Origin of the sequence: Pseudomonas viridiflava (assembly GCF_900184295.1) — a bacterium.
Lineage (GTDB): Bacteria > Pseudomonadota > Gammaproteobacteria > Pseudomonadales > Pseudomonadaceae > Aquipseudomonas > Aquipseudomonas viridiflava.
Genome location: NZ_LT855380.1, coordinates 3,032,694 through 3,049,007, shown reverse-complemented (window position 1 = coordinate 3,049,007; position 16,314 = coordinate 3,032,694). Strand labels below are relative to the sequence as shown.

The 16,314-nt window shown below is 57.6% G+C and carries 17 protein-coding genes; 7 read left to right on the top strand and 10 right to left on the bottom strand.

Features of this window, described 5'->3' with window-relative positions; all coding sequences use genetic code 11:
- Nucleotides 1-2: 2 nt before the first annotated feature.
- Nucleotides 3-1,052 (top strand): LacI family DNA-binding transcriptional regulator, encoded by a 1,050-nt coding sequence (locus CFBP1590_RS13760; RefSeq protein ID WP_058432929.1) that lies wholly within the window; start codon nt 3-5, stop codon nt 1,050-1,052.
- Between the two features lie 49 nt (nt 1,053-1,101).
- Here CFBP1590_RS13760 and CFBP1590_RS13755 read toward each other — a convergent pair whose 3' ends face one another.
- Complete coding sequence (locus tag CFBP1590_RS13755; RefSeq protein ID WP_029242612.1) at nt 1,102-1,971, bottom strand: NmrA/HSCARG family protein; 870 nt, start codon at nt 1,969-1,971, stop codon at nt 1,102-1,104.
- Between the two features lie 132 nt (nt 1,972-2,103).
- On the opposite strand from CFBP1590_RS13755, the gene CFBP1590_RS13750 reads away from it, so the two are divergent.
- Both CFBP1590_RS13750 and CFBP1590_RS13745 read left to right on the top strand, forming a co-directional pair.
- On the top strand, nt 2,104-2,979 hold the full coding sequence (locus CFBP1590_RS13750; RefSeq protein ID WP_088235270.1) for a LysR family transcriptional regulator: 876 nt from the start codon (nt 2,104-2,106) through the stop codon (nt 2,977-2,979).
- A gap of 224 nt (nt 2,980-3,203) precedes the next feature.
- Nucleotides 3,204-3,608 carry a DUF2251 domain-containing protein gene (locus CFBP1590_RS13745; protein WP_088235269.1) on the top strand — a complete coding sequence of 135 codons (405 nt, stop codon included), beginning with the start codon at nt 3,204-3,206 and terminating at the stop codon, nt 3,606-3,608.
- Nucleotides 3,609-3,615: 7 nt separating this feature from the next.
- Here the strand turns inward: CFBP1590_RS13745 and CFBP1590_RS13740 are convergent, their stop codons facing one another.
- The 4 genes from CFBP1590_RS13740 to CFBP1590_RS13725 form a co-directional block, all read right to left on the bottom strand.
- The gene (locus CFBP1590_RS13740) at nt 3,616-3,921 is read right to left on the bottom strand and encodes a hypothetical protein (RefSeq protein ID WP_088235268.1); all 306 of its coding nucleotides are present in this window, start codon (nt 3,919-3,921) and stop codon (nt 3,616-3,618) included.
- A 287-nt stretch (nt 3,922-4,208) separates the two neighbouring features.
- Nucleotides 4,209-4,793 carry a GNAT family N-acetyltransferase gene (locus CFBP1590_RS13735; protein ID WP_088235267.1) on the bottom strand — a complete coding sequence of 195 codons (585 nt, stop codon included), beginning with the start codon at nt 4,791-4,793 and terminating at the stop codon, nt 4,209-4,211.
- Nucleotides 4,794-4,846: 53 nt separating this feature from the next.
- On the bottom strand, nt 4,847-5,548 hold the full coding sequence (locus CFBP1590_RS13730; protein ID WP_088235266.1) for an HAD family hydrolase: 702 nt from the start codon (nt 5,546-5,548) through the stop codon (nt 4,847-4,849).
- Between the two features lie 111 nt (nt 5,549-5,659).
- Entirely contained in the window at nt 5,660-6,619 is a 960-nt protein-coding gene (locus CFBP1590_RS13725) for an aromatic alcohol reductase (protein WP_088235265.1), read from the bottom strand.
- 46 nt (nt 6,620-6,665) lie between these two features.
- Here CFBP1590_RS13725 and CFBP1590_RS13720 point away from each other — a divergent pair, with 46 nt between their 5' ends.
- Nucleotides 6,666-7,109 (top strand): winged helix-turn-helix transcriptional regulator, encoded by a 444-nt coding sequence (locus CFBP1590_RS13720; RefSeq protein WP_058432906.1) that lies wholly within the window; start codon nt 6,666-6,668, stop codon nt 7,107-7,109.
- 50 nt (nt 7,110-7,159) lie between these two features.
- Here CFBP1590_RS13720 and CFBP1590_RS13715 read toward each other — a convergent pair whose 3' ends face one another.
- The gene (locus CFBP1590_RS13715) at nt 7,160-8,080 is read right to left on the bottom strand and encodes a LysR family transcriptional regulator (RefSeq protein ID WP_088235264.1); all 921 of its coding nucleotides are present in this window, start codon (nt 8,078-8,080) and stop codon (nt 7,160-7,162) included.
- 84 nt (nt 8,081-8,164) lie between these two features.
- On the opposite strand from CFBP1590_RS13715, the gene CFBP1590_RS13710 reads away from it, so the two are divergent.
- Both CFBP1590_RS13710 and CFBP1590_RS13705 read left to right on the top strand, forming a co-directional pair.
- Complete coding sequence (locus tag CFBP1590_RS13710) at nt 8,165-8,962, top strand: NAD(P)H-dependent oxidoreductase (protein WP_029242624.1); 798 nt, start codon at nt 8,165-8,167, stop codon at nt 8,960-8,962.
- 130 nt (nt 8,963-9,092) lie between these two features.
- Entirely contained in the window at nt 9,093-10,337 is a 1,245-nt protein-coding gene (locus CFBP1590_RS13705) for an OprD family porin (RefSeq protein ID WP_374729065.1), read from the top strand.
- Between the two features lie 71 nt (nt 10,338-10,408).
- Here CFBP1590_RS13705 and CFBP1590_RS13700 read toward each other — a convergent pair whose 3' ends face one another.
- Nucleotides 10,409-11,734: an NAD(P)/FAD-dependent oxidoreductase gene (locus CFBP1590_RS13700; protein ID WP_088235262.1), complete on the bottom strand. Its 1,326-nt coding sequence runs from the start codon at nt 11,732-11,734 to the stop codon at nt 10,409-10,411.
- Nucleotides 11,735-12,033: 299 nt separating this feature from the next.
- On the opposite strand from CFBP1590_RS13700, the gene CFBP1590_RS13695 reads away from it, so the two are divergent.
- A complete protein-coding gene (locus CFBP1590_RS13695; protein ID WP_088235261.1) occupies nt 12,034-12,777 on the top strand; it encodes a PA3715 family protein in 744 nt (247 codons plus the stop codon).
- A gap of 78 nt (nt 12,778-12,855) precedes the next feature.
- On the opposite strand, the gene CFBP1590_RS13690 is transcribed toward CFBP1590_RS13695, so the two are convergent.
- Genes CFBP1590_RS13690 through CFBP1590_RS13680 form a run of 3 tightly spaced genes read right to left on the bottom strand, consistent with a single transcriptional unit; the run spans nt 12,856 to nt 16,290 of the window.
- On the bottom strand, nt 12,856-13,587 hold the full coding sequence (locus tag CFBP1590_RS13690) for a type II secretion system protein GspK (RefSeq protein ID WP_088235260.1): 732 nt from the start codon (nt 13,585-13,587) through the stop codon (nt 12,856-12,858).
- Nucleotides 13,584-13,973, bottom strand: coding sequence for a type II secretion system protein (locus CFBP1590_RS13685; RefSeq protein WP_088235259.1), 390 nt, complete (start codon nt 13,971-13,973; stop codon nt 13,584-13,586). The genes CFBP1590_RS13690 and CFBP1590_RS13685 overlap by 4 nt, the downstream gene beginning before the upstream one ends.
- A 25-nt stretch (nt 13,974-13,998) precedes the next feature.
- Nucleotides 13,999-16,290 (bottom strand): TonB-dependent receptor, encoded by a 2,292-nt coding sequence (locus CFBP1590_RS13680; protein ID WP_088235258.1) that lies wholly within the window; start codon nt 16,288-16,290, stop codon nt 13,999-14,001.
- Between the last annotated feature and the right edge of the window lie 24 nt (nt 16,291-16,314).

Below are 16,314 nucleotides of genomic sequence, written 5' to 3'. Positions count from 1 at the left end.
TCATGTCAGAGCACGATTCCGACTCACGCCGGCCCACGATGGCCGATGTCGCCCGGGAAGCCGGGGTCAGCCTGTCAACGGTAGATCGGGTACTCAACCTGCGCGCTACAGTCCGGGTCGACACGGCGCAGCGCATTTCTGCTGCCGCGCAGCGTCTCGGTTTTCACGCCCGTAGCGTCATCGAGCAGCGGCTGCAGCACAGCCGACCCACGGTGAAGTTGGGGTTTCTGTTGCAGAAGAGCGGGGTGGCGTTCTATCAGGGGCTGGCACAGGCCCTGGCAGACGCGGCAGCCGTTAGCCCTCATGCTCGGGTCCGGGTGATGATCGGCTATCTGGATGACCTGAACCCGCGCGTGGTCGCCCAGCGCATTCTGGCGCTGGGCAAGGACGTCGACGCCCTTGGCGTCGTGGCCGCTGACCACAAAGAGGTGCAGGACGCCGTCTGCGAGCTTCGCCTCAGCGGGACTCCTGTGGTGGCAATGATTTCGGAGCTGGGAAGCCATGCCGGCGCAGGTTTCGTCGGAGTGGACAGCCGCCGCATGGGACGCGTTGCCGGCTGGTTCGTTGATCGACTGGCAGCACGTCCCGGTCCTGTCGCCGTGATGGTCGGCAGTCAACGGTTCCAGTGCCAAGAGCTTTGTGAACTGAGTTTTCAGAGCTACATGGCTGAATCGTCCGGCGACTGGGAGTTACTGGCTTCGCGCCTGACACTTGAGGATGAAGAGTTCGCACGCGGCAACACGCTGGATCTGCTCACGGCATGCCCGGATCTGGCTGGTCTTTATGTGGCGGGAGGCGGTATAGAAGGGGTGGTCAGTGCACTGGAGGAGATGCGCAGTCGCCGGGCACGCTTGCCGACTGTGGTATGTCACGATTTGACGGACCTTACCCGCAGCGCTCTGCAAAGCGGACTGGTGCAGGCCGTGCTGTCCCACCCCGTGGAAACGCTCGCCAGGCGCTCCATGGAAATGTTGATCGATGCCGTCGTTGGCACCAACCAGCTCGGCCGGGTCTCGTTGTCGTTACAGACGGACGTCGTTGAAAGCGTTTGAACGCAGGGAAGGGGGCAGGCACCGTTTGCCCCCTATTTATCTGTCGGAATCAGATGCTGCCCGTGGCCTCACGAACGAAATCTTCGTAAGTACGCAGAGGACGCCCGATGATGGTTTGCAAACGATCAACCGTTCCCTCGGCCGCCTGCATGCCGAACTTCTGGATACCCGACATCATCAGGCGAAGGTCGTAAGCCAGCCAGGCAGGGATGTACGAAGCCATCTGCGCTTCAAAGGCTGCAACATCGTCACCGCCATAAGCCACCTCACGACCCAGCGCGGTACTCCAGATTTTTGCCACTGATGGACCCGTGAGGACCTGCGGACCGACCAGCTCCAGTGTCAGGCGCTCCAGCGCAACGGGTGCCCGATCACGTCGCAGCAATTCCGCGACTGCAATATCGGCGATGTCGCGTGCGTCGATCATCGAAACGCCCGCATCACCGATCGGCATCGGATACACCGAATAGCCCTGAATCGTTTGCTGAACCATGCCTTCGTTCTGCATGAAGTAAGCCGGACGCAGAACGGTGGCAGCAATGTCGAGGCTCTCGATCATGCGCTCGACCGAATGCTTGCCGGTGAAGTGCGGCACGTTGGTAAACCTGTCCGCGTGGATGACCGACAGGTAAACGATGCGTTCGATGCCGGCCTCTTGCGCGAGATTGAGCGTGATGAGCGCTTGCGTGACCTCATCCGGCGTAACGGCATTGAGCAGAAACAGGGTTCGTACCGACGTTAACGCGGCGCGTATCGAAGGCACATCGGTCAAGTCCGCAACCACCTCGGTGACGCCAGCCGGAAAGCTTGCCTTGCCAGGCTGACGAACGAGCGCTTTGACTTCAGCGTCTGCTGCAGCCAGACGTTGGACAATGAGTGAACCGACAGTGCCTGTGGCTCCGATGACAAGAATGCTCATGGTTGAATCTCCTGCAATGAATACCTGATGAAGTCAGCGAGCAATCCCGCTGCGTTTAGATCAAGGTATTTCGTTGCAGGTATAAAACGAAGACGCCAATATGTAGATACTCCGTCTCAAAAGTGGAACGCCATGAACCTCAACGCTTTGATCGATTTCACACTCGTTGCTGCCAATGGAGGGCTTGGAAAAGCCAGTCGCGCAAGCGGTCGATCAAAGGCCACGTTATCGCGCCGAATCGCCGAGCTTGAAGAGCAACTAGGCGTCAGACTGATCGAGCGCAGTGCCCGAGGACTAAGGCTGACCGAGGCCGGGCAGATGCTGTTGGACAGAGCGGAAGGACCGTTGGGCGAGGTGACGGAAGCCATGACAGCGGCGAAGGAGGGCGTGTCGATACCTCGCGGGCGATTACGCATCGCGGCCCCGATCCTGTTCTCGCAACTCGCGATGGGGCGTATCGGTGCCGATTTTTGTGCGGCCTATCCCGAGATCGAGCTTGAGGTGGTCGCCGAGGATCGTGTGGTTGATCCTGTCGAAGAGCAATTCGACGCGTGCATTCGGGTAAACCCACGTCCGGACAGCAATCTGGTAGGGCGGTGCTTTGCCAAAGACCGGTTGATCGTTGTCGCTGCGCCTGAAATACCAAAGCCGACATCTGATGCAATCAACCCGGTATCCGCAATCGTGGCCTTTAATTTTCAGCCAACCATCTGGGCTCTGGACGGCGGGGCGCTGAAACTGGAACCTGTCCCAAGACTCAAGTTCTCTTCGTTTCTCATGATCCGCGACGCAGCCATAGCCGGTGGCGGTGTGGCTCTGATCCCGCAATCCATCGTGTGGAATAACCTGGCCAAAGGAGAGCTGGTTCAATGGGGCGTAATGTCGGACGTAGAAGCTGAGCTTTGGGTATTGCATACATCAAGACGACTGGCCGCTCCCAAGGTCCGCGCATTCGTCGACTTCATGTGCGCCAGATATCCGAATGTTTCGTTGGTATTGGAGGGTTAGGGCTGATCGACTCTGAGCTTCGTATTACATAACTAAACTAAATGACTCTTTAGTTGAGTTATCAGATATTTGCATATTATAGATTTGGAAGGATAGCGCGAAATAGCCCGTTTCTGAAGGGCTGATCGGCGCATGGAGCTTAGGAGCATTGAGGTTGATCTGCATGCAAAGGCAGAATATCGAAGTCACTATCAAGTAAGTCCAAACACCTGAGGATTACGCAAATGCCTGTTTATCTGGCTGCTGAACACGAATTGAATGTGGGACAGGCCCTGGTGGTCGAAGCCCCAGCGCAGGAAGGCACCTTCGTCATGGTATTCGAAGATGACGGGGACACCGGCTATTGCTACGCACTCGACACTGGCTCCACGGACAATCCCATCCAGGACGCACTGCACATTTACAACGTGGCAGACGTTACTGACCGTGCAAAACCCTCGAATATCAAGATTGGCTGGTCTCTGGATCACTGCAAAGCAGTCCTGCTGATCAACGATTATCCCCATGCAATCGTCGATTTCCAGGCGAAACAAGGCTATTGCCGCACCGGATTCCCGCCACCAGCGGATAACGGTTGGTCAGTCGCCGGACATGAATGGGACGAGACTGCGCTGCAGCTGTTTGCGTGATTACGGGTTATATACCCTTCATGCAGGTGCGCACATCCTCATCGATCAGGTTGTCAGGCTTCATGCATTCGCGCAGGGTTTTTCTGTCTGCGGTTTTATCGAGGCCTCTGGAGTTCGTGAGCGCTGGGTTATTTCCGTTGCGGCATTTAGGTGACTTTCTTGCGCCAGGCATTCCGGCAGTGACTTCACAGGCGAACGCATTGCTCAGGGTATGAATGTGCTTGCTGAGTGGCGTGGCCTCGAAGGCATTCGGACTGGCTGACCAGGCAGGCAGACTGATGCAGGCGAGAACGAACGTCAGGGTGCGGTTCATGATTCATCCTTGAAATGGTGCAGGTTAAGAGCGTGCGGGACTGTCGAGGGATTTGTCGCTGATGTCGATTGGGGGCATTTGATGATTTCGGTGGATATGGTTTTGAAATGGTGTGTACCGGTGCCGTTATGGATAATGCCTAGGGCCGCATAATGTATATTATGTTAAATTGTGTCTATTTGTGACTGGCTTGCCATTATTGTCCTCCTTGCCATTCTGACAAGCTGCTATCTGCCGTTGATACGATTCGATGGTTGGACCAACGCAGTTCGTTTGTACCTGAACGTCTAGGTGCGATCCCTCTCGACCAAGTCCAGATATTGAGAAACGGTTGCTCCGGATAGCGCTTTAATCATTGTGCTAATCGTATTTTTCTTCAGCCCCATCGTCACTCCTTCACGCTCGCACACTGTGGCGAATCCTTGGGTTTCCCAGAAACGTTTGGCTCTTGGATTATCTGTGACCACTCCGATGCGAAGCCAGCGTGCTCCGCGAGTCACTGCCCAGTGCTCGGTTGCAGCATAGATTAATTGGGCATCACCTTTTCCATGGCGGCTGCCCTTCAGAATCAGAAGTCCGATATGCCAGACCCCCTCAATAAATAAATCCTGAATAACGTGCTCCACGGCGATCAAACCCACGCCTTGTTCACGAAAACCGATAAACCACTGCCTAGTACAAGACATTCCGTCCGGCAGTCTTAGCTCCAGCTCGTTCACAGCTTCATCAGTCCGTGCAGGTTCTCCGTGGCAGATCAAAAAGTATTCAGCGTTACGGTCAAAGAAACTTTGCAGCTCGGCAGCATTTTCTGAGTGCAGTTCATAAACGTGAATGGCCGGGTTCCGGACCATGGGTAACGGTGAGGTTTGCATTTGTTTTTCCGGTCTGCGGATAAGGCGGCGCATTCTTCAATGTGCCGCGCGTTCTACTCCGTTATTTCATTTAGCAACCCGACCACCTCGTTAAGTGAGGAAATCGAGACTGGTGCAGCGCCCATCTCCTGCGGCCAGTCATGAAATCCCCGTAACCACACCGCTTGCATTCCTGCTGAGCAAGCGCCCAGGTAGTCGTTAAAAGGATGATCGCCCACAAACCAACATTCTTCGGGCCTTACTTGCAAATGCTCTGCCGCTGCCAGAAAAATCGCGGATGCCGGCTTGGTGGTCCCAACCTTTTCAGAGCTAAAAATCGCATCGATATGCGAAGCAAATGGCAAGCAGGCAACAGTACTCTGGCGGGAGGACTCCGCGCCGTTGGAGACAATGGCAATCCTGATGTCTCGACGTGATAGCTCCTCAACCAAAAGCTCGCTGCCTGACATCGCCACTGCTGAACGTGGAAAGTGAATCTGCCAGTGATCGCTTAAAGTCTGCGGTGTCTGCGCCACGCGCCACGCCAGCTCATTAGCCAAAATGTGCCCGACTGCCTGGCGGATAGAGGAAAATGCCGAACCCGCTTTTAAATAGCCTCCATTATCTACCCGGCTGATCAACCGGACGATAGCCTGACTGTCGGCATGGACGACGAGACCAAAGTCTTTCAAAAAGCACTTCACATACCGTTCAATACTGAGCGCCCGGTTAGTCAGGGTGTTATCAAGATCGAATAAAACCGCTTTAGGAAGCATTGGCTCTCCACTATGGCTCAAGTCGCAATTCCCTCTGTCGCAAGCGCAAAACACACGTACAGCTCAGCCCGTTGGAATGAGTCAGACTATAGAAGTCTGACGCTCGCCAGGCTACTCAACGTGCGTGTGCCCTTCTCTACCACGACCAAGATTCGATCTCGCCCACCGCTCCGCACTCATCACAGACAACCCCTGCACCGCGTTAAACGTCCCCGCCACATCCCAAGCCACACCACGCCCCATGGCAAACACCGCCCGGTATTTCCGTAAATTATCATCAGGCTCCTCTGCAAGATCGGCCAGCAACTGCTGCACGCCAAGCTCCCGGCGCTCGACTTTCCGTCCGATGACTTGTTCAACCAGGTCAGCCAAAGCACCGTAGCTAAGTGTATCGCCAGCGGTGTATACGACCTGGTTTATCAGGCGCGGGCTGTGCAGCACGATGGCGGCGGTGAGCGTGCCTATGTCTTCGGGTGTCGTCACGGTGACCATCGTTTCCAGACTGCCCAGCGCGTTGACCTTTCCGGCTGCCAGGTCAACGACTCCGAACGCTGGATCGAACAAGAAACTGGTGAACATGCCGGTGGAAATAATCACCCACTCGGTCCGGGATTGAGCACGCAACAGGTCGCGAACATCCAGTTGCTCGTCAAACAGATCCTGAGGGCTGCCGCGGCCAATCACGTCGTAGTCGACGCCGAATTGCCACGGAATATAGCGTTTCACTCCCGACATGAGTGCGGCTTCGGTCAGTTTGCGCTGTGTCCCACGGCCCGCTGCAAATCCTACGCAGCTGATCACCGTGTCGAAGCGTCCGAGCACTGCAGCAAGCTCTTGCACGGAGGCAACGTTGATATCGGCTGTCTCGATGGTCACGCCCAGCGTCCTGATGGTATCGATTTCCTGCTGTTTTGCCTTGCTCGAACTCTGCACCGTGGCCTGACGCAGCAGCACGCTGATGCTCATCGATTCGGTTGAACGGGCGGCCAGTCCTTGCAGTACGGCAAGTCCCAGTTCGCCGGCCCCTAGTACCAGAATGCGTTGTTTGACGTTTGAAATAGCAGCCTGCATGGTAAGCCTCTTTTGTCGTACTTAACGTGAGGCCAGGGATCTTGTCATGGACTTTGAAGCGCAAAAAGTAGGTACATCCGTGATACCGAGTGGTCTTGATGCTCAGGACATCGTGCGGCTTTCGCAGGATGCGTGTCGTGCGCTTTCCGATGATGAGGATGGTCTCAAGCGCGATATCCTGGGTCATTCCGGTAACCGGTGGTCACTCGGCGTGGTGCATGCGCTGGGCGTCACCAGCCCGTTGCGCCATGCGGAGTTGCGTCGCCGATTGCATGGTGTCACCCAACGCATGCTCACTCACACGCTGCGTCAGCTGGAGCGCGACGGGCTTATCTCTCGTCACGACTTTGGCGAGAAGCCCTTGCGCGTCGAGTACGCTTTGACTGAGCTGGGAATGGGCTTATTGGTGCAGATGATTCCGCTGTGGACGTGGGTGATCGCACAGTCGGATGGGTTCAACGAGGCGCGCAAACGTTATGACAATCAGTGACGCATCTTGAGGTGAAGATGAGGCAGGGGAATTTTCGAGTCCCCTACCCTCTAGTCAACCTTTGAGTTGGCGGCTGTTTGCGTCGAGGCGATAAGGTCGCGTAGCCATATATGAGCGGGATCCCGGTGCAGGCGTTCGGGCCATAACATGAGCATTTCAAACCCTGGAATCGCGAGTGGAGGCTCTTGGACGATAAGTTCGGGCTCATCCCGCACCAGCCTTTCTGGCACCACCGCAACCAGATTGCTGTGGGCCAATGCCGAGACAAGCGAGTTGAAGTTGGGCACGGACAAGACGACTCGTCGCTCCAGACCTTTGGCGGACAGCGCCTGGTCCGTGCTCCCGACGAACCCGGCGCCATTGGGTGACATCACAGCATGTTCCAGGCCGCAGAACGCTTTGAGCGACAGCCGGGTTGCCAAGGCCGGATGATCTCGCCGCCCTGCCAGCACATAGCGTTCGTGAAACAAAGACCGCTGACGCAGTTTTGGGGGCGCTTCGTCGCGGGTGTGCAGCGCAAGATCAAGCTGGCCATTTTCAAGATCGTTGGCGAGGCTGACGGGATGTTTGTTCAACAGTGCCAAGCGGGTATTGGGGGCCAGACGCCTGAGCGACGCCAGCGATGGCCAGATCAAAGCCGTCGTTGCGTAATCACTGGCAGCAACCCTCCACGTCTGGCTGGACAGTGCTGGATCGAACGGTGCGCCAGGACTCAGCGCCCCTTCCAACGCTACCAGCGCTTCGCGTAGCGGCCCGCGCAATTCACGGGCGCGCTCGGTCGGCGACATGCCTCGGGGGCCGGGCAGCAATAATGGATCGTCCAGAATTTCCCGCAGTCGACCCAGCTGCAGGCTGACGGTCGGCTGGGCGAGATTGAGCAGCCTCGCCGCGCGTGTGACGTTTTGCTCGGACAGGAGCGCGTCCAATGTGACCAACAAATTAAGATCCAGACGACGCAAGGTATTGTGCATGTAAATACCACATGTTTCGGAAATTCATTTCTATCATACCGGGTTCGTCGCTACCGTGAGGCATACATCCATTCGGAGCCTCTTATGAAGCTGCTACTGATTTACGCCCACCCGGAACCTCGTTCACTCAATGGCTCGCTCAGGGATTTTGCAATCGCTCACCTGAAAACTGCGGGCCACGAGGTCAAGGTTTCGGATCTGTACGAGATGCGCTGGAAAGCGCCCATTGATAAGGACGACGCCCCAGGCTACGACCACGAAAAACCTTTCAACCCCGCAACCGAATCGCAGCGTGTATTCGCCGCTGGCACCCAGCCGACAGATATCGAAGAAGAGCAGGCCAAACTGCTATGGGCCGACGCCGTCATCTTTCAATTCCCCCTGTGGTGGTTCTCGATGCCAGCGATCCTCAAGGGCTGGGTCGAACGCGTCTACGCCTATGGATTTGCCTACGGTGTGGGCGAACACAGCGAAAGCCACTGGGGCGATCGATACGGCGAAGGCAGCATGGCTGGAAAGCGGGCGATGTTGGTGGTCAGCATGGGTGGATGGGAGTCTCATTACAGCGGTCGCGGGGTGAACGGCGCACTGGATGATCTGCTGTTCCCTATCCAGCATGGGGTGCTGTTCTATCCGGGGTTCACTGTAATGCCACACTTTCCCATCTATAAAACCGGGAAAATGGACGCCGCTCGTTTCGAGCAGCTATGCACGGCTTATGCGGCTCGGCTGGATAACCTGTTCGATGATGAGCCTCTGGCATTTCGTCGCCAGAATGCCGGGGACTATGAAATTCCGGCGTTGACACTCAAGCCGCATATCGCACCCGGACGTCACGATCTTGGAATCCATACCTATGAGGGCAGTACGCCTGAAGGTTAGAGGTCAGCACATCCACTCAATCCACCGTTATTGTTTTCAGGGACCATCCACGCATTCCCGCTATCCCTGGTCCCCGAAAATGCAGTTCTCCAAACACCCTCACATCGCACTCGGCCTGCTTTTCTCGGCGATGGCCGAATCCGCTTCCGCCACTGGCTTGCTCGACGATGCAACCACCACCCTGCTCGCCCGCAATTACTTTCTGAGCAACGACTACCGCTCGCCTTCTCCCTCCGGAAAAAACTCCAAACAGGAATGGGCGCAGGGATTCATCGGCACGTTCACCTCAGGCTTCACTGACGGCACGATTGGAGTGGGTCTTGATGCTCACGCTTTTTACGGGCTGAAACTGGACGGCGGCAAGGGGCATTCGGGAACGGGATTGCTGCCGGTGGACAGTGACGGTCGCAGCGAGCGGGACTACTCCAGTGCGGGTGGCGCGCTCAAGCTGAAAGCCTCCCGAACCACCCTCGCCTTTGGCGAAATGACGGTAGAGACGCCAGTATTCGATACGTCGGACAAACGTCTGCAGCCGGAGTACGCCACCGGGTTTTTACTCAACAGTCGCGAGATCGACAATGTGAACCTTATGGCAGGTCATTTCACGGCGTTCAAGAATCAGGACAGTGCATCCGGCAAGGACGATTTTCAAGGCTACGGCGCCAGCACTGACGCTGGCGGGATCAGTTTTGTCGGGGCTGATCTGTTCAGCGACAGCCCGCTGGGTGGCGCGCTGTATGCTTCTGACCTCAGTGAAACCTGGCATCAGTACTACGCCAATCTGCACTGGAAACAGTCCGGCGTGTTGCTCGATGCCAACGTCTACCACACCCGCGATACCGGTCAGGCACTGGCGGGAGAAATCGACAACACGGCGTTCAGCCTTTCGGGCAAATACACCTTGGGTGCCCATGCAGTGATGCTCGGCTGGCAAAGGATCGACGGCGATACGCCCTTCGATTTCGTCGGCGGCGACTCTATCTATCTGGCCAACTCAATCAAATACGCCGACTTCAACGGCGCCAATGAACGCTCGTGGCAAGCCCGTTATGATCTGGATTTCGGTGCGTTCGGCATTCCGGGGCTGAGTTTCATGACCCGTTACGTGTCCGGCAGCCATATCGACGGCACGCATGCGCCCAAGGGCGGCGCCTACAACCCGTTCGACGCGGAAAGCGGCGAGTACCAGCCTCAGCAAGGTGATGGCGGCCGTCACTGGGAACGTGATGTTGACCTGCACTACATTGTCCAGTCCGGTGCGGCCAAGAACCTTTCAGTGCAACTGTCCCAAGTCTCGCACCGGGCCAACAGCGCCCAGGCGGGTGATGATATTGACCGGATCTATGTAGTGGTTCAGTACCCGTTGGGGTTTTAAAGCCGGCCGTTACCCAAAGGAAACTGGCACGACGGCAATGAGAGGCGCAGATGTCGATTTCGAATCACTCCTCAAAAATCCGCCACCTTACCCCAAGCCGATCCCTTGAACCGATCCGGATGATAAGGCTTGGGATCAACAATCGGCGCAGCGCCACTGACAATGTCGGCGATCAAATGCCCTGCCCCCGGCCCTATTCCAAAACCGTGGCCGCTGAACCCGGCCGCCAGCACCAGGCCCGGCAAGCTGGCCATTTCTCCGATACCGGGAACGCCATCGGGGGTGCTGTCCACATACCCCGCCCAGGCGGCTTTTATGGATGAGTCTCGCAGCGCCGGGACCAGTTCCTGTGCGCGTTGGTAGGTCAGTGCGACTGCCGAAGCGTCGGCTGTGGGGTCGAGGATTCGCATCTTTTCCATCGGTGTCGGCTGGTCGAGGCTCCAGCGTTTCCAGCTTTCGTGGCCTGAGCGAATGCCTTCCAGCCCGCCCGGCGCGAGGTTGCGCCATCGGCGCATGAACATCGGCAGGAATTGCGTGCCATAGCCGAGGAGTTGAGGGGTTGGATCGACGCGCCCTCTTCCGCTGATTGCCAGTGTGTAGCTGCCATCGAAACGGCGTGTCATCGAGACGCCGGCGGTATGCAGTGCGCCGGGTATTTCTTCGCTTGGTGCGGAGACCGACAGTACGGTCTGGCGAATGGTCGCCTGAGGGAAGCGAATGCCGTACTGGCGACAGAACGACGACGCCCAGGCACCTGCGGCGAGCACGGCGATCGGGGTGCGGATGACGCCTTTTTCGGTCACGACGGCAGACAACCGCCCCGCCTCGGTCTCGATGCCGCGCACGGCGCAGCCTTGATGCACGGTGCTGCCGAGGGCCATGATGGCGCGCGCGACTGCCGGTGCCGCACGGGAAGGATCCGCTGTGCCGTCAGAGGGGGCGAAGACCCCGCCTTTCCACTGTTTGCCCGTTGCTTTGCCGTGTTCGGCAGCCTGCTGCGAGGTGAGCATGCGCGTGTCGACATTGACCGTGCGAGCAAACTCGCCCCAGCGCGCCCAGCCGGCGATTTCCTGTTCGTTGTTACTGAGATACAGCAGGCCACAGCGTGAGAAGCCGGTCTGCTCGCCGGTTTCTGCGCCGAATTGTTCCCACAATTCCAGAGCCTTGGTGGCCATCGGCAGCTCACGCGCATCGCGGTTCTGCTGACGGCACCAGCCCCAGTTGCGGCTTGATTGCTCTGCACCTATACGACCTTTTTCGATCAGCGCGACTTTCATGCCGCGTCTGGCCAGGTAATAGGCGGTAAACGCCCCGATGATGCCGCCGCCGATCACGACCACGTCGGCCTGCGTCGGTAATTCAGGGGAAGATTCTATGGCGGTCAAAGGTGCGGGCATGGTCAGAGGGTCCGTTCAAGGCTTCAGTGCGTGGGCGTGTTACTGATGTATTACACCACCACAGCGCCATGCATAGATGCTTGAAAGTAACCAGCCGCTGGCATGAATCACCGTTTGGCAGGGTTGCCTCGGCAGACTTTGCCGATGAGGAACATGTAGCCCCATTGCGGACAACAGGCTGTCATCTGTCAATTCGCACACGGCGCTTTTATTGCCGTCGTTTTCGATACTCTTATCGAAGATACTGACGTACTCAACGATGCACCCCTCTTGGCTCTTGAACGGAATCGAACACTGCAATGCTCAAACTCGCCGCTCTGCCGCTACTCGTCCTTCCCCTGTTAGCCTCCGCTGACTGTACCGAACAACTTGCAGACTGGGCCAGAGCCATCAAGCCCGATCTCAAGCTCGACAAGGAGCACGCGGTCTGCAAGATCAACCCGGCCAACGCCAGCCAGACACTGGCAGCCCTGCCGTTTGCCGAGAGTGTCACGGTAGATGGCGAGGGCGATTATGGGCTTGCGATGCTTGTGACGGATACCAATAGCAACAGGATCATCGCCCAGCATTATCAAAGTGCAGCGATCAGTTCAGACGCAATTTTTTTTGACGGTCTGACACTGGACACCGCTCGCTATCAGCTTGCACCGAAGCTGCGAGCATTTGGGGTCAGGGTAGCCCTTCGAAATTCATCCCGAGTCGTCACAGTGGACAGTACACTTCTGAATCTTTACGTACTTGAGGGTAAAACGTTACGTCCGGTGATGAAAGCGCTGGAGGTCAGCAGGTATAACGGTGAGTCGGATGGAATGTGCACTGGTCAGTTCACCCAGACCCAACGCACGCTATCCATAGCAGGTAAAGGCATAAATGGAATGGCCAATCTGCAAATAGACGAACAGGTCGTCAAGACACTACACAAGGTCAAAGGCGAAGAATGCGAAAGCACAGGCAGCAAACCTGTCGCCTCCAGGACGATTCTGAAATACGACAAGGGTCACTATGAAGTGCCCGATGAATTGTCATTCCTGGGGAGCTTATAAAACGCCTTACTGCTGAAGAATAAAATCTGTACTTGATGCTGTCCCGCTGGACGGCGTCAATGCAAACCCACACATGCCTCACTTCCCCCACCGCAACACCTCATAAGCCTTCTCCACCCCCTGCTCAGGACTCAGCAACACCGTAACCTGCAAACGCGCGGTAGAACCGCCCGGCATTTGCGCCGTGCTGTCGATCACCAGCACGTCCCCAACCGTCATGTCGACTGCGCTTTGTACCGGCAGATTCAGGGCCTTGCGCATCAACGGGCTGGCGAATGCAGGGTCGGGACGGTCATAGCCGCTCCACAGTGTGATTTCCGGCAGTAATCGAGTGTAAAGCGCCTGGGTCATGCCGGGGAGCTGGCTGAGTTCTTCCAGCAGTTTGAAAGGTGTCTGGCCGTCGTTACGTTTGGCCACGAGTTCCGTGCCGACCTGGCTGGCCTGAGCCTGTGTAGCACCGCAGGCCAGCGCCAGGCGGGAAAAATCTTCAGGGTCGGCGTTGTTCAGGTACAGCTTTCCGCTTTCGCTGTGCAAACGGATGAAAAGCCTGGCATCGTCGAACATCAGGGGAATTTCTCGTCCATCGGCGATCCATTTTCCGCGTTGTGCAGGATCATGCAGACCCTGAACCGCCAGCTCGATGCCCGCCTGCGCCGCCATCAACGCCTGGGCGTGCTGACGAAGCTGTAAGGCCTGACGACTCTCCAGTTGCACCCAACCAGCCAGCGAACCCAGCAGCAGGCTCAGGATGGCGAGCACCCACAGCACCAACAGCAATGCCACGCCGTGCTGACGTGAAACGCCTTTCATAGGTGTGCCTTGTCGGTGGCAGGTTCCAGTTTCAGCGTACTGAAGCGAGCTGCGCGTTGTGCCTGGGTAACGACAAGATCGAGACGAAACATGCGCGGCTGGCCCGTATGGGTCGGTTGTCGGGCGACGTTCATTTGCCATTCGATCCCGTCACCCAGGCTGCCCTGTTGATGCCCTTGAGTCAGCGGTGCCGAGGTTTGCTCATCCATCACGCTCATGGCCACATGGGTCAGCCGGTCGCTTTGCGCGACCATCGACAGGGAATGCGCGCTCTGGCCGAACGCGACCAGCACTACGGTGCTGCACAGGGCCATGAGTGTCAGCGCCGCGAGCATTTCCAGCATCGTGAAGCCGCTTTCGCGGCTTGCGTGTCCTGCCCGTTCCATGGTGGCCTGTCGCGGCACGGCAAAGCTACAGACGAACCGCCATGGTCACGAACGCACTGCGCGGGTTGCCCACTTGAAGAATCTGCAGGTCGCCTGTCGGATCGCTCGCGGCACTGGCGTCGGTGTTCAGGGTGGAGATGTAGCGCTTGTCGAACAGGTTCACCACGTTCAGCGACAGTGTAGTGTCCTTGACAGCGCCCAGCTTGCCGAAGTCATAGCCCAGGGTCGTGTTGGCCAGCCAGTAGCCCGCGACGCTCGAATCGTTGGTGTACGTGTAGTAACGCTTGCTCATGTAGCTGCCTTGCAAGCCCGCGTTCCATTGCTGCCAATGCCAGTCCAGGCTGCTGGAATACATCAGCTTGGGCGTGTCGACCACGGTTTTGCCTTTGACATGCACCTGGCTGGTTCCGCTCTGGTAATCGTCGTCGTAAGTGCTTCGGTTATAAGACGCCGAGTTGGACCAGCGCCAGTTTTCGTTGGGCGTCAGGGCGAAGGTCAGTTCAAGGCCACGGCTGGTGACCGAGCCGACGTTGGCGACGCTGTTCTGACAGATAACGATGCCGGTGCAGTTGGCGATCGCAACCAGGCGATTGTCGAATTTGGTGTTGTAGACCGCAGCCGAGGTCGAGTACAGCGGATTGCTGCGGCGCACACCGACTTCAACGGTCTTGGAAGTTTCGGGCTTGAGGTTCTTGAACCCACCTGCCGCATCGACGGCAACCTGCGTGGTGAAGAACGGGCTGTAGCCACTGCTGGGGAACGCGGCGACGTTCTCGGAATACGAGGTGAAGACCTCGTCCTGATCATTGAGTTTGTACGTCGCGCCCAGCTGCGGCAGAAAGCGGTCCCGTGCTTCCAGCGAGCCACTGGCGTAACCGCCGCCCTTGCCTTCTGCAGTCGAGGTGGTGACCGTGTTCTTCGCACCGAACTCCAGCTTCAGGCGGTCATCCAGCAAGGTGTAGCTGTCGCGCAGATAGAACTGCCGCGTCAGGTCGTTGTAATCCTGGGCAAGAACGGTCGCGACCTGCGGGAGACCCTTGGTTTTCACAATGTTGTTCTGCGGCGCAGTCCCGGTCGGGTCGAATAGATAGCGACCGATGTCGTTCTTGTTCGACTGAATCCAGAATCCGCCTTGGATCTCATGCTGGCCGAGGAAATACGTCAGCGACGTCTGAAAGCCCGACCGGTTGATGCCATACACCGTGCTGCGAATGGAGTTGGTGGGCACCGTGGTACTGCCGCTGGTGAAGGTAAACGGGTAGTAAGAGTTGCCGCGGCCCGAGTCGTGGTGGTGATAGACCGCAGCATCCAGCAGCAGATCGTCACTGAGCGAGAAATTGCCACTCAGGATATCCAGTTCATCGTCACGCAGGCTGCTGCCGTTGTAGGTCGCATCCCCCGCACGGGTGACGCCGCCGGTAAAGATGCCGTTGGCCGCATTCACGGCGCGGGTCCAGTCCGGCGTGTAATAGCTCCAGTTGTAACCCAGACGCCTGATCATGCTGCTCGACAGGGACGGCAGGCTGGCCTCGTTGTGGGTCGAAGTGCTGTGAAAGAAACTCAGGTGGTTGCTGCCGAAATCGTAGGTAACCTTGGCGTTGACCGCGTCCGATTCCTGCGGGTTGTCGTGGCCTTTCCAGGCGTCGGCGTCGTAGGTTTCTCCGGAAATGTAAGCGGCCAGACCGTTGTATTCGCCGGTGTCGAACCGCACAAACGTGCGTTTGGTTTTGTAGTCGCCAAAGGTCTGGGACAGGCGCGCGCCAAGCTCCTTGTCGGGGTTGGAACTGGTGAAGGCAACCGTACCGCCCAGATTGCTGTTGGAGGCCGTGCCCAGCGCGCCGATACCGGCGGCCACTTCACTGCTGGCGATGTTTTCCGCAATGATCGCCCGGGTAATGCTCAGGCCGTTGAAGTTGGCAAAGCTCATGTTGCCCAGCGTGACGCCATCCAGCGTGTAGCCCAGGTGGTGCATGTCGAAGCCGCGCAGACTGATGCGCTGACTGCTCTCCTCCCGCCCCAACGGGTCGCCGGACTGAAAGCTGACCCCTGCCAGACGCTGCAGGACTTTCATCGGGTTGGTGGCGGCCGAATACGCCTTGATGTCCTTGTCACTCACCCGCTGCACCTGGCGCGTTTCGCCCTGGCCGATGACGGAAACCGTGCCCAGCGTGGTATCTGCCGCTGCGGAGACGGGTTCCTCGGTCGGCGTCGCGGTGTCCTGCGCATAAGCCGCCAGACTTAACGTGTGCAAACCGATCAATAGCACCAGGCGTCGGATGGGGAAACGTGACGCGTGCGTGGTCGATAACGTGATCATGAAAGGATTTCCAGGACGTAATGA

Excerpts from the sequence above, each read along its gene's own strand:
- CFBP1590_RS13750 (WP_088235270.1), top strand. The coding sequence starts at position 2,104 with ATGAACCTCAACGCTTTGATCGATTTCACACTCGTTGCTGCCAATGGA.
- CFBP1590_RS13690 (WP_088235260.1), bottom strand. The coding sequence starts at position 13,587 with ATGAAAGGCGTTTCACGTCAGCACGGCGTGGCATTGCTGTTGGTGCTG.
- CFBP1590_RS13705 (WP_374729065.1), top strand. The coding sequence starts at position 9,093 with ATGGCCGAATCCGCTTCCGCCACTGGCTTGCTCGACGATGCAACCACC.
- CFBP1590_RS13710 (WP_029242624.1), top strand. The coding sequence starts at position 8,165 with ATGAAGCTGCTACTGATTTACGCCCACCCGGAACCTCGTTCACTCAAT.
- CFBP1590_RS13725 (WP_088235265.1), bottom strand. The coding sequence starts at position 6,619 with ATGCAGGCTGCTATTTCAAACGTCAAACAACGCATTCTGGTACTAGGG.
- CFBP1590_RS13700 (WP_088235262.1), bottom strand. The coding sequence starts at position 11,734 with ATGCCCGCACCTTTGACCGCCATAGAATCTTCCCCTGAATTACCGACG.
- CFBP1590_RS13760 (WP_058432929.1), top strand. The coding sequence starts at position 3 with ATGTCAGAGCACGATTCCGACTCACGCCGGCCCACGATGGCCGATGTC.
- CFBP1590_RS13720 (WP_058432906.1), top strand. The coding sequence starts at position 6,666 with ATGGACTTTGAAGCGCAAAAAGTAGGTACATCCGTGATACCGAGTGGT.
- CFBP1590_RS13685 (WP_088235259.1), bottom strand. The coding sequence starts at position 13,973 with ATGGAACGGGCAGGACACGCAAGCCGCGAAAGCGGCTTCACGATGCTG.
- CFBP1590_RS13680 (WP_088235258.1), bottom strand. The coding sequence starts at position 16,290 with ATGATCACGTTATCGACCACGCACGCGTCACGTTTCCCCATCCGACGC.
- CFBP1590_RS13715 (WP_088235264.1), bottom strand. The coding sequence starts at position 8,080 with ATGCACAATACCTTGCGTCGTCTGGATCTTAATTTGTTGGTCACATTG.
- CFBP1590_RS13755 (WP_029242612.1), bottom strand. The coding sequence starts at position 1,971 with ATGAGCATTCTTGTCATCGGAGCCACAGGCACTGTCGGTTCACTCATT.
- CFBP1590_RS13695 (WP_088235261.1), top strand. The coding sequence starts at position 12,034 with ATGCTCAAACTCGCCGCTCTGCCGCTACTCGTCCTTCCCCTGTTAGCC.
- CFBP1590_RS13730 (WP_088235266.1), bottom strand. The coding sequence starts at position 5,548 with ATGCTTCCTAAAGCGGTTTTATTCGATCTTGATAACACCCTGACTAAC.
- CFBP1590_RS13740 (WP_088235268.1), bottom strand. The coding sequence starts at position 3,921 with ATGAACCGCACCCTGACGTTCGTTCTCGCCTGCATCAGTCTGCCTGCC.
- CFBP1590_RS13745 (WP_088235269.1), top strand. The coding sequence starts at position 3,204 with ATGCCTGTTTATCTGGCTGCTGAACACGAATTGAATGTGGGACAGGCC.
- CFBP1590_RS13735 (WP_088235267.1), bottom strand. The coding sequence starts at position 4,793 with ATGCAAACCTCACCGTTACCCATGGTCCGGAACCCGGCCATTCACGTT.